Origin of the sequence: Streptosporangium sp. CA-135522, assembly GCF_050949235.1 — a bacterium.
Classification (GTDB): Bacteria; Actinomycetota; Actinomycetes; order Streptosporangiales; family Streptosporangiaceae; genus Streptosporangium.
Map to the genome: position 1 here is coordinate 9892826 of NZ_CP192026.1, position 11721 is coordinate 9904546.

Genomic DNA, 11721 nt, shown 5'->3' on the forward strand with positions numbered 1-11721 from the left:
GAGACGGACATGAGTCACCTGGACGTGACCGCGCGTCCGTCGAGACGAGACCGGCGGACGGACCCGGTGGACGTGGCGGATCTGGTGGCGCGGGCGGCGAGGCTGCTGCCCGAGCAGGCGCCCCTGCAGACGTTCGTCCACCACAACACCCTGCACGCGTTCGAGCACCTGCCCTTCGACGAGGCCGTCGTCCACGCGGCGCGGCTGTTCGGCACCGAGCCGTTCCAGAGTGAGGACGCCTTCCGGGGTTTCCTCGACTCCGGACGGATCCAACCGGGAGATCTCGACGCGGTCGTCGCGGCGACGGGCGCGGACGACGACGTCCCGATCGTGCCGGACGGCCCCACGCGTCACTGGTTCACCACCATCCGGCTGCGGCACCTGTTCGAGATCCCGCGAGGCTCCGCGCTGAGCTGGCTGCTCCTCGAAACAGACCAACGCGTCCGGTTCACCCCTCTCCTCGACACCCGGCGACGCGCCGAGCTGCTGCGACAGGCCGGACGCGACTGGTCCGGGCCCGCCGCGCCCGGACCGGACACTCGGGCACTACAGGAGCAGCTGCTGGAGCGGCTCTGGAACCGGCTCGAAAGGGTGGCGCCGCACGCCCGGCGGGCCGACCGGCCGTCGCCGCGCCGACGCGACCAGATCCTCGCCGTCACCGGTGCGGATCCCGACGAGCTCGTCCATCCGCTGCTGATCCGGCTTTCGGCCGCGTTCCTGGACCAGGGGGTCGCCTACTGGCCGATGCCGGAACGCGCGAGGGGTTTCCTCGACGCCTTCCGCCGGCTCTACGGCCGGCGCGGTGGCCCGCCCGACCGGTTCCTCCGCGGTTTGGCCGCCGAGTTGAGACGGCAGGAGGCGGAGTCCTGGACGGCGGAGCGGACCATCGTGTGGGCCCTCACCGAGCTGGCCGTACCCGAACGCGATTGGGCGGCCGCGATCCAGGCGACCTTGCTGTCGCTGCGCGGATGGGCGGGCATGGTCCACCAGCTGGAGTGCCGGCCCGACCGTGCGCCGGTCGAGGCGCCCGCCGCACGGCTGATCGACTACCTGGCCGTGCAGCTCGTCCTCGACACGCACGCCGCGCGGTACGCGGTGGCCGAACACCTCGGTGACCACGCCACGATCGCGGACCTCGACCGTCTCCCTGGCTCCGACGACAAGGCGTCCGCCCCGGCCCGGCTCGACCTCGAACTGGTCTACGAGGCGTTCGTCCTCGCTCAGGTGATGCCGGTCGACACGGCCGTGTTCGCGGACGCCGGGCACGCGGCGGCCTGGTTGGCGGCGGTCGGGGCGTGCGACACCGTCGAACGGCGCCGCCTGCTGCACCTCGCCTACGAGCGGCGCCACCGGGTCGGGACGCTCGACGCGCTCACCGCGCACCAGCGAGTCGCGCGCCGGCAAGTCACGGACAGGCGAGCCACGGACCGGCGAGCCACGGACCGGCAAGTCACGGACAGGCAAGTCACGGACCGGCGAGCCACGGACCGGCGAGCCATGGACCGGCCGACGCCGTGTCCCCGGCTGCAGGCCGTGTTCTGCATCGACGAGCGGGAGGAATCCCTGCGCCGGCATCTGGAGGAGCACTTTCCCCAGGCGGAGACCTTCGGCTACGCCGGTTTCTTCGGGGTCGCCATGACCTATCGCGGGCTCGGCGAGGTGCGCGCGCGCCCGCTGTGCCCGGTCACCGTCACGCCCCGTCATCTGGTCCTGGAGGAGCCGGTGGGCGCGGCGCGGCCCGGCCGGCGCATGGCCGCGCGCCGCCGGCGGGGCTCGTGGAACCGGCTGGTGGCGGTGGGCAGCAGGACCCTGGCGCGCGGGAGCGTGATCACCCTCGGCGTCGGGTTCGCGCACGTCTTCCCGCTGGTCGGCCGCTGCTTCCTGCCTCGCCTGTTCCACCGCTGGTCCGAGCGTCTCGGCCACCGTACCGGCACCGAGCCCGTCACCCGCCTGGCCTTCGAGCGGGTCGCCGAGCCCGTTACCCGCCTGACCATCGAGCGGACCGCCGAGCGGGTCGCCGAGCAAGCCTCTGCCGAGGAGTACGGCGACGGCCTGCTGCGGGGCTACTCGGTGCCGGAGATGGTGGAGCTGGTCTCTGCCGTCCTGCGGACGACGGGACTCGCCCGGAACCTGTGCCCGCTGGTGCTGATCGTCGGGCACGGTTCGTCAAGCCTCAACAATCCACACGAGTCCGCGCACGACTGCGGCGCCACCGGCGGAGGGCGCGGCGGCCCGAACGCGCGGGCGTTCGCCGCCATGGCCAACCACGCGGGAGTGCGCGCGGGTCTTCGCACCCGGGGGGTGGACGTCCCGGAGAGCACGTGGTTCGTGGGCGCCTACCACAACACCTGCGACGACTCGATGGTCTACTACGACGAGGACTTGATGCCGCGGCGATGCCGTCCGGCGATGGACCGGGCGAGGGAGGCCATGGCCGCCGCGTGCGCCATGGCGGCACACGAACGGTGTCGCCGGTTCGAGTCGGCGCCCCCGGACCTTCCGCTCGGCGGCGCGCTCGCCCACGTGGAGACCCGCACCGTGGACCTCGGGCAGCCCCGGCCCGAGTACGGGCACGCCACGAACGCGGCGTGCGTCGTGGGACGGCGCTCGCGGACCCGCGGCCTCTTCCTCGACCGGCGGGCCTTCCTCGTCTCCTACGACCCGGACGGTGACCCCTGCGGTGACCTCCTGACGAGCCTGCTGCTCGCCGCCGGGCCGGTCTGCGCCGGCATCAACCTGGAGTACTACTTCAGCCACGTGGACCCGGCCGGCTACGGATGCGGGACGAAGCTCCCCCACAACATCGTGGGGCTGCTCGGCGTGATGGACGGGCACGCCTCCGACCTGCGGACCGGGCTCCCCTGGCAGATGGTCGAGATCCACGAGCCGGTCCGGCTGCTGTTGGTCGTCGAGGCGGAGCCGGAGCGCCTGACCGCGATCCTGGGCGCCCATTCCGGCCTGAACCGGCTCGTGGCGAACGGCTGGATCCAGCTCGTGGCGTGGAGCCCGGACTCCGGCGCGATGCACGTCTTCCACCAAGGCGCGTTCCGGCCGCACACTCCGGAGACCGCCGAGTTCCCGGTCGTGAACCGCTCGTCGGAGTTCTACGCCGGCAGGCGCGGCCACCTGGGGTTCGCGCACGCGACGGCCGTGTTCGAGGCGGCGCCCGCCGGGGAGACGTCGTGAGCGACGCGCTGCACCGGTGCCTGCTGATCGCGGCCGTCGGGCTTCCCTCCGGCGCGTTCCTGATTCTCGCGATCCCCGCGTGGTCGGGCTGGAGATGGGCCGAGCGGAGCGTCTCGACGGTCGTCGCGGCGGCTTTCGGACTCGCCACGACGTCCGTGCTCGCACTCGGCGGCATCATGGCCTACAACGGTGAGCCGGTCCTGACGGTGTCGCTGGGCACCTGGTTCGGCGCGGGAGACTTCGAGTTCCGCCTGCTGCTCGTGGCCGACGGGTTGTCGCTGCCCTTCGCCGCCCTCACCGCGCTCCTGGGATGCCTCATCGGCGTCTTCTCCCGGCGATACCTGCACAGGGAGCCGGGGTATCTCCGCTTCTACCTGCTGCTCGCCCTGTTCGGCGCCGGCGTCGAGCTCGTCGCCCTGGCGGGCGCCCTCGAACTCGTCTTCGCGGGCTGGGAGCTCGCCGGGTTGAGCTCGGCGTTGCTGATCGCGTTCTTCCACGAGCGGAAGAAGCCCGTGGAGCACGGGCTGCGCGCCTTCCTGACCTACCGGGCCTGCGATGTGGGTCTGCCCGCCGCCGTCGTGTGGCTGCACCACGCCACCGGGGCGTCCATCGTCACCGGGGCGTCCATCGTCACCGGCGGTCCGGGTGGCGGTGGATGGGCGGGCTTTCAGGCACCCGCCACCACACGCGACGCCATCCTGATCGGGATCGCGCTGCTGTGGGCGGCGATGGGAAAGGCCGCGCAGGTGCCCCTCGGCGGATGGCTGCCCCGCGCCATGGAGGGGCCGACGCCGTCGAGCGCCATCTTCTACGGCGCGATCTCCGTCAGCCTGGGCCCGTATCTGCTGCTGCGCACCGAGTCCGTCTGGGCGGGAGGACCGGCGGCGCGGATCGCGATCGTCGCCGTCGGCGCGCTGACCGCCGCCCACGCCACCCTGGTCGGACGTGCCCAGACCGATATCAAGAGCGCGCTGGCCTACGCCTCGATGACCCAGGCCGGAATGATCATAGTCGAGGTCGGAGCCGGCCTGCGGCAGCTCGCCCTGGCACACCTGATCGCCCACGCCGCGTTGCGCAGCGCCCAGATCCTGCGGTCGCCGAGCCTGATCCACGACCACCACCATCTGGAGCGGGCGATGAGCCGGCCGTTGCCGTCCACCGGACGACATCTGGAGCGGGTCTTTCCCCGGACCGTGCAGGCGTGGCTGTACCGGTACGCGTTGGAGCGGGGTTACTTCGACGCCTGGCTGGCCGATCACGTGGTCGGCGGGTTCGTGCGCCTGGTCCGGCGAGCGGACTCGCTGGACGACCGCTGGGCGCAGCGGCTGAGCGGGCGATCCCCGGTGACCCGTGCGGGACTCGCGAGACGACGGGGACCGTTGAGCCGTGCGGGGCTCGCGAGGCGGCGGGCATCGATGACCCGTGCGGGGCTCGCGAGATGGCGGGCATCGGTGACCGTCGGCCGGGGCGAGTCGCCGACCGCGGGCCGGGGAGGGCGGCGATCGTGACAGTGTCGATCCCGTTGTCGATCCCGTTGTCGGTGGCGGCCGTGTTGCTGTGCTCGTCCGCCGTCGTCGCCCGGATCGCCGATCGGCGGGCCGCGCGGCGTGTCGCGGTGTGCTGCGTCACGGCGGCCGTGGCGCTGTCGATCTCGCTTCCCCTGGTGGACCGGTTCGTCCCGTTCGCCGGGGGGCGGTCCCCCGGTCCGGGTGTGATGGCCGTGCCGGACGGCACGGCGCGCCTGGCCGTCATCGTGACCTGCGTGGCCGGCCTGCTGGTGGTCGCGATGAGCCCGCTCGCCTCCCATCCTCCGGCGACGCTGGCCCGGGTGCTGCAGTTGCTGGCGATCTCGTCCGGTCTGGCCGGCGTCCCGCACGGGGGGCCGGCCGCCGTGCTGTGGGCGCTCTCGGCGTGGCTGGTGTGGGCCGAGTTACGGCGGCGCGGCGCGGGCGACGGGCTCGATCGCCTGTTCGCCGTGTATCACGTGCCCAGTGTCCTGCTCTTCGGCGGAGGCACCGCCCTGATGGCGGGCGGTTCCCCGGCGACGGGAACGGTCCTCGTCACGGTCGGGGTGATGATCCGGTTCGCGGCCATCCCCGCGCACGGCTGGTATCCCAGGTTCGTGGAGCGGACCCCGATGGGGGTGGTGGTCGCGTTCGGCACCGCTCCGATGGGCGTGCTCACCCGGCTCGAACTGCTGTCCACCGGGGTGCCGGCCGCGCTCGCGTGGGAGGTCGCCCTGATCGGCGGCCTGACCGCCATCGTGGCCGCGGTGTTCGCGGTGGTGCAGAAGAGCGCCAGGCGAGCGCTGGCCTTCCTGATGATGAGCCAGTCCGGGCTGATCGCGTTCGGGCTCGGCGGCGGCTCACCGGTTGCGGTGTCCGGGGCCGTGCTGACCTGGCAGGTGTCGGCTCTCGCCCTGTCGGGGTTCGCCATGGCCCTCGCCGCGCTGGAGGCGCGGCGAGGCGCGCTGTCGCTGGCGGCGCCCGGCGGGAGCTTCGCCAGGACTCCGCGGCTGGCCGTCGCGTTCCTGCTGTGCGGGCTCGCCACCGCGGGCTTTCCACTGTCCATCGGGTTCACCGGCGACCATCTGCTGCTGCACGGCTCGCTGACCGGCTTCCCGCAGGCCTGGCCCCTGTTGATCGGAGCCGTCGGCGTCAACGGGATGACCGTGATGCGATGCTTCCTCGCCCTGTTCGCGGGCAGCCGCGCGCACTGCGGCGAGCGCGACCTCGCTCCGCTCGAAACGTACGCCCTGACGGTCGTCGTCGCCACGTTGCTGATCGGCGGCGTCTTTCCGATGATCCCGTGATCGGTCGCGGGCCGACCGCGGACCGGGCGCGGCCCGCGGTCGGCCCGCGGTCGGCCCGCGGACGGAGTCCTACCGCGGCGTGGTGATCCGCTGTCCGAGGCCGCCGTCGACGGGCAGTTTGACGGCGGTGGTGAAGGTCGCGTCGACGGCGAGGAACAGGGCCGCCCGGGCGACCTCGTCGGACGAGCCGTGGCGCCTCATGGGGGTGACCGTGTCTCCCAGCCGGTGGAAGTTCTCCCGCTCCTGCGCCGTGAGGCCGGCGGCGCCCGCGGTCGGGGTGTCGATGAAGCCGGGGCTCACCGCGTTCACCCGGATCCCCCTGGGCAGGAGTTCGGCGGCGAACGTCTGGGCGAACGACCAGACAGCGGCCTTCGACGCGGAGTAGACGCCCATGCCGGGAGTGCCTCCGGAGTCGGCGACCGAGGTGGTGAAGACGATCGAGCCGCCTTCCTCGATGAGGGGGGCCAGGCGCTGCACCGTGAAGAACGCGCCCTTGGTGTTGACGTCGAACTGCCGGTCGTAGGCGTCCTCGGTGACCACCTCGAAGGGCCCGAGCTCCGCGATTCCGGCGTTGACGAACAGGTGGTCGATCCGGCCGAGCCTCTCCGCCACGGTCCGGCCGAGCTCCGCGATGTCGGCCGACTCCGCCGTGTCGGATCGCACCACGTGGGCCCGGGACCCGAGCTCGTGCCGCGCCGCGTCGAGGTTCTTCTCGTTACGCCCGGTGAGCAGGACCTCGGCTCCCCCTTCGACGAGCCTTTTGGCGATCGCGAGACCCATGCCGATCGTCCCGCCGATGATGACGGCCTTCTTTCCTGCGTACTTGCCCATGTTCGTCTCCTTGGAAGTCCAGCGCGGGTCACCGGTCCACGGGCCGGGCGCGGCGCCTTCCCCGAAGACCCCGATCGGGTCCGTCCGGCTGCCGGCGACGCGTCCGGCTCGGTCCTCCGGCCCGTCGGGATTCACTGTGCCGACGGACGCCGACGATCGGCTGCCGGTTCGCTGCCGGTTCGCTGGCGGACCGCATGCGACCGGCCGCCGGCAGGGGTGGTCACGGCGTCCCTCCGTGGATTCCGGCAGGGGTGGTCACGGCGTCCCTCCGTGGATTCGCTGCGTTATCGTGACGCCATGCGTTTCGGGGTGCTCGGTCCTCTCACGGTCTGGACCGATGACGGGAGACCCGTCAAGATTCCCGAGGTGAAGGTCCGTGCCCTGCTGGCCGACCTGCTGGCGCACGAAGGACGGCCGGTGTCGGCGGATCGGCTGGTCGACGACCTGTGGGGCCGTCGGCCGCCCCGCAAACCCGCCAACACGCTGCAGACCAAGGTCTCCCATCTGCGCCGGGCGCTGGAGGGGTCGCAGCCGGGCGGCCGGGGGCTGGTGGTGCACCAGCCCCCGGGATACCTGCTGCGGATCGACGCCGGTGCGGTGGACGCGCAACGCTTCCGGGACCTGGCGGGCCGGGCACGCGAGACGGACGAGCCCCGGGCCAGGGCGGCGCTGCTGTCGGATGCGCTGGCGCTGTGGCGGGGCCCGGCGTTCGCCGACTTCGGCGACGAGGAGTTCACCCGGCCGGCGATCCGACAGCTGGAGGAGCAGCGGCTCACGGCGCTGGAGGACCAGGCCGAAGCACGGCTCGCGCTGGGCGAGCACAGCCTGCTGGTCGGCGAACTCGGTGATCTGGTGGCCCGGCACCCGCTCCGGGAGCGGCTGCGTGCCGCGCAGCTGCGCGCGCTCTACCGCGCCGGGCGGCAGAGCGAGGCGCTGGAGAGCTACGGCGAGCTACGCGACCGGCTGGCCGGCGAGCTCGGCCTGGACCCCGGCCCCGAGCTCGTCGCCCTGCACCGGGCGATCCTGCGGCAGGATCCGGCGCTGGACCCGGTCCCCGGTCTCGCCGCCCCCGCCGTACGGCCGCGCACGAACCTGCCCGTCCCGCTCACCGGTCTGGTCGGCAGGGACGACGCGGTGGCCGAGGTGCGGTCGCTGCTGGAGAGCGGCCGCCTGGTAACGCTCACCGGTCCGGGCGGGGTGGGCAAGACGCGGCTGGCGATCGAGGTGGCACAGCTGCTGTCGCGGACCGGCGGCGTCTTCCCCGACGGCGTGCGGATCGTCGAGCTCGCCGGCCTGAGCCGGTCCGGCGCCCCGGACACGACGCACCCGCCGGTCCGGCCGGCCGAGCCGCCCGAGCCGCCCGGACCGCCCGGACCGCCCGGACCGCCCGAGCCCACCGGGCTACCTGGACCGTCCCGGCCCTCCGGATCATCCGAGCCGGCCGAGGTGACCGAGATGACCTGGGTGGCCGAGCCGGCCGAGCCGGCCGAGGTGACCGAGATGACCTGGGTGGCCGAGCCGGCCGAGCCGGCCGAGGTGACCAAGGTGACCAAGGCTGCGGAGGCGGCGGAGGTGGCGGAGGTGACCAGGGTGGCCGAGGCGGTGGCGGTCGCACTGGACATCCGCGACGACACCGGGCCGGGCCCGTTCCTCGCGGGAAGGCCCGCCCCGCTCGTCGACCGGCTCGCCGAGGCGCTGCGCGCCAGGCGGCTGCTGCTGGTCCTGGACAACTGCGAACACGTCATCGAGCCGGTCTCCGAGCTGGCGCGGCTGCTGTTGCGGGCCGCGCCGGATCTGCGCGTCCTGGCGACCAGCCGGGAGCCGCTCGGGCTCGCCGGTGAGCTGCTCTGGCCGGTCGCGCCGCTGGAACCGCCCGACCCTGCGGCCGACGCCGATCCCGCGTCCGTACGGCGCTCCGGCGCCGCCCGGCTGTTCGTGGCGCGAGCGGCCGCCGCGATGCCGGGCTTCACCCTCGACGCGGGCAACGCCCGAGCCGTCGCGGTGATCTGCCGCCGGCTGGACGGGATCCCGCTGGCGCTGGAACTGGCCGCCACCCGGGTGCGGGCGCTCGGGGTGCACGAGCTGGCCGATCGGCTGGACGACCGGTTCCGGCTGCTGGCCACCGGGCACCGGGGCGCCCCTGCCCGGCAACGGACGCTGCGGGCGATGATCGACTGGAGCTGGGAGCTGCTGACCGCGCCCGAGCGCATCGTGCTGCGCCGCCTGGCCGTACACGCCGACGGCTGCACCCTCCAGGCCGCCGAGGAGGTCTGCGCCGGCGACGGCGTGCGGGCGGCGGAGGTCGCCGACCTGCTGGCCCGCCTGGTGGATCGTTCCCTGGTCGTCGTGGCCGACGGCGCCCGCGGCCCCCGCTACCGGTTGCTGGAGTCGATCGCGGCCTACTGCGTCGAGCGCCTCCACGAGATGGACGACTTCGAAGGTGTGAAGCGGCGGCACGTCCACCACTACACCACGCTTGCCGAACGCGCCGAGCCGCATCTCTACGGCCACGACCAGCGGCGATGGCTCGAACTCCTGGACGCTGAGGCCGCCAACCTGCGCGTCGCGCTCGACAGTTCCGTACGGCACGGCGACCCGCGTCCGGCGCTGCGTCTGGTCAACGCGATGGCCCACCACTGGCTCCTGCGCGGCCGGTTCGGCGAGGGCCGTAGATCACTGGGCGCGGCGCTGGCCGTCGGGGGCGAGGCACCCGCCGCCGCCCGTGCCAGGGCCGTGGCCTGGGAGGTCGGTTTCTCACTCCTGGCGGGCGAAGACACCGATCGCGCGGCGCGCAGCCGTACCGCCCTGGCACTGTGCGACGACGCCGGCGACCCCGGGGTGCGGGCCGGAGCACGGTGGTCGCTCGGCTTCGCCCTGTTCAACACCGGTGATCTGACTGCCAGCGAGGACCTGGCGAACGACGCGCTCGCCGGCTTCGGTGACCTGGAGGACCGCTGGGGCGTGGCCGCGGCGTTGAGCCTCAAGGCGCGGCAGGCGATGCTGCGGGGCGACCTGGTGGCGCTCGGACGTGACGGTGAGCGGAGCGCGGCGCTGTTCCGTGAGCTCGGAGACCGCTGGGGACAGCTGCAGACCGTCCATCCGCTCGCGTCGCTGGCCGAGATCTCCGGTGACCACGAGCGGGCCGCCCGGCTGTGTCGCGACGGGCTACGGATGGCCGAAGAGCTGGGGCTGTGGCCGGAGGTCTCCTTCCTGCTGTCCGGGCTCGGCAGGATCACCCTGCTGACCGGTGATCGCACGCGGGCGCGGGAGCTCCACGAGCGGGCTCTGCGGCTGGCCGCCGAGCAGGGCTTCAAGTTCGGCGAGATATACGCCGAGATCGGACTCGGGCTCGGCGCCCGCCGGGAGGGCAGGCTCGACGACGCCGAGACGCACCTGTGCACCGTGCTGGAGTGGTATCGCCGGGAGACCTCCGAATCGGACAACGCGCTGGTGCTGGCCGAACTCGGCTTCGTCGCCGAGCAGCGCGGCGACGCGGTGGCGGCGCGTGCCCTCCATCTGGACGGCTTCGCCGCCGCACGGGACATCGGCGACCCGCGCGCCATGGCCCTGGCGTTGGAGGGGCTGGCCGGCGCGCAGGCCCTCGCCGGTCGCCATCGCCATGCCGCCCGGCTTCTCGGGGCGGCGGCCGCGGCCAGGCAAGGAGCGGGAGCGCCGCTCCCGCCCGTCGAGCGGGGCGACGTCGACCGGATCGCCGCGGCGGCGCGGAAGGCGCTGGGCGGGGAGTCCTTCGCCGCCGAGTTCGGGTTCGGCGGCGGGTTGAAGCCCGAGGAGGCGCGTTCGGTCGCCGAGGCCTCGTAGACGGCGAAGTCCCGATCTCTCGCGGTGAATCGCGCCGTGTCCTCTCGACCATTTTCGGAGAAAGGCCTTCAGCTCTTTCCGGAAACGGCCTCACTGACGGCGTTGGGCCCGTCGTGCTCCTTGTCCGGAATCCCCTGCAGCGCTTTGATTATCTCTTCGTCGGCGCCCTGTCCGCGAGCGGCGTTGACGAGATCGTCATGTTCTGCCGGATAGTCGACACCCGACAGGTGTTTCTGCAGCCGGCTCGGGTTCGGCGTATCAGTCGTGGTGTTTCCTCCCCCGAGCCTCATCCACCCGCCTCGCCGAACCCACTCGTCCGGTTCCCGGAGCCCGCTGAGGGCGCCGGGGCCGGCCGCTCGCGCCGGGGCCGGTCACGGCTGCCGGGTGACCGGGGTGCGGTCGCGGGCCAGCAGGAGTCCGAGTGCGATCATGCCGATGCCGAGGATCAGGTGCAGCCAGTTGTCGGCGTTGTTGAGCGGGACGAAGTTGGCCGGGCTGTCGTGGCCGACCAGCAGGCCGTACACCCACAGCAGCAGGTAGATGACACCGCCGCCGACCAGGAAGTTACGGGCTCCGGGGCGGGTCCGGGACAGCAGGACGCCGGCGACGCCGAACAGCAGGTGGACGATGTTGTGCAGGATCGAGACCTGGAACACTCCCAGCAGCAGCGCGTCGGAGTGGTGTCCGGCGAACTGCAGGCTGCCGTAGTTCGTCGTGATGCCGGGGATGAATCCCAGCACGCCGACCAGAAGGAACACGACGCCGACGACGAGTGCGGCCAGTTGCACGGGCGAGCGGGTCGCCCGGATGTGCGGTGCGCTCATTGGGGCCTCCACATCGAGTGAACGCTGAGATCGGCCGCTCTTACCCGCCATAAGGCGATTTATGCAAATTCATGTGGTGAATGTTCAATAGAAGGTGAGCTCATCCTGGGAACGGCCGGCCGCGGCAGCAAAGGTTCACGACTCGGTAAAGGAGAAGTTCCAATTGCTTGGCCTTCCCGCTTTGGCTCCGCAATGGGGTGAACAATCATGTCCTGTATGAAAGACCCGTCAACGGATAAGGCTGGTCGC

At 72.6% G+C, this 11721-nt stretch carries 7 protein-coding genes; 4 read left to right on the forward strand and 3 right to left on the reverse strand.

What is annotated here, in order from left to right; genetic code table 11:
* Positions 1-9 precede the first annotated feature (9 nt).
* The 3 genes from ACQPYK_RS46425 to ACQPYK_RS46435 are packed head-to-tail and all read left to right on the forward strand — an operon-like array spanning position 10 to position 5998.
* Positions 10-3186, forward strand: a complete 3177-nt coding sequence (locus ACQPYK_RS46425; RefSeq protein ID WP_433247094.1) for a YbcC family protein — start codon at positions 10-12, stop codon at positions 3184-3186.
* Positions 3183-4694 (forward strand): proton-conducting transporter transmembrane domain-containing protein, encoded by a 1512-nt coding sequence (locus ACQPYK_RS46430; RefSeq protein WP_433247097.1) that lies wholly within the window; start codon positions 3183-3185, stop codon positions 4692-4694. The genes ACQPYK_RS46425 and ACQPYK_RS46430 overlap by 4 nt, the downstream gene beginning before the upstream one ends.
* Positions 4691-5998, forward strand: coding sequence for a proton-conducting transporter transmembrane domain-containing protein (locus ACQPYK_RS46435; RefSeq protein WP_433247100.1), 1308 nt, complete (start codon positions 4691-4693; stop codon positions 5996-5998). Before ACQPYK_RS46430 ends, ACQPYK_RS46435 begins: the two co-directional genes overlap by 4 nt.
* A 69-nt stretch (positions 5999-6067) precedes the next feature.
* On the opposite strand, the gene ACQPYK_RS46440 is transcribed toward ACQPYK_RS46435, so the two are convergent.
* Entirely contained in the window at positions 6068-6829 is a 762-nt protein-coding gene (locus ACQPYK_RS46440; RefSeq protein WP_433247103.1) for an SDR family oxidoreductase, read from the reverse strand.
* Between the two features lie 297 nt (positions 6830-7126).
* On the opposite strand from ACQPYK_RS46440, the gene ACQPYK_RS46445 reads away from it, so the two are divergent.
* Positions 7127-10648: a BTAD domain-containing putative transcriptional regulator gene (locus ACQPYK_RS46445; protein ID WP_433247106.1), complete on the forward strand. Its 3522-nt coding sequence runs from the start codon at positions 7127-7129 to the stop codon at positions 10646-10648.
* Positions 10649-10716: 68 nt separating this feature from the next.
* On the opposite strand, the gene ACQPYK_RS46450 is transcribed toward ACQPYK_RS46445, so the two are convergent.
* Together ACQPYK_RS46450 and ACQPYK_RS46455 are read right to left on the reverse strand one after the other, a co-directional pair.
* A complete protein-coding gene (locus tag ACQPYK_RS46450) occupies positions 10717-10938 on the reverse strand; it encodes a DUF2795 domain-containing protein (RefSeq protein WP_433247109.1) in 222 nt (73 codons plus the stop codon).
* Positions 10939-11019: 81 nt separating this feature from the next.
* Positions 11020-11472, reverse strand: coding sequence for a DUF4383 domain-containing protein (locus ACQPYK_RS46455; protein ID WP_433247112.1), 453 nt, complete (start codon positions 11470-11472; stop codon positions 11020-11022).
* Positions 11473-11721 lie beyond the last annotated feature (249 nt).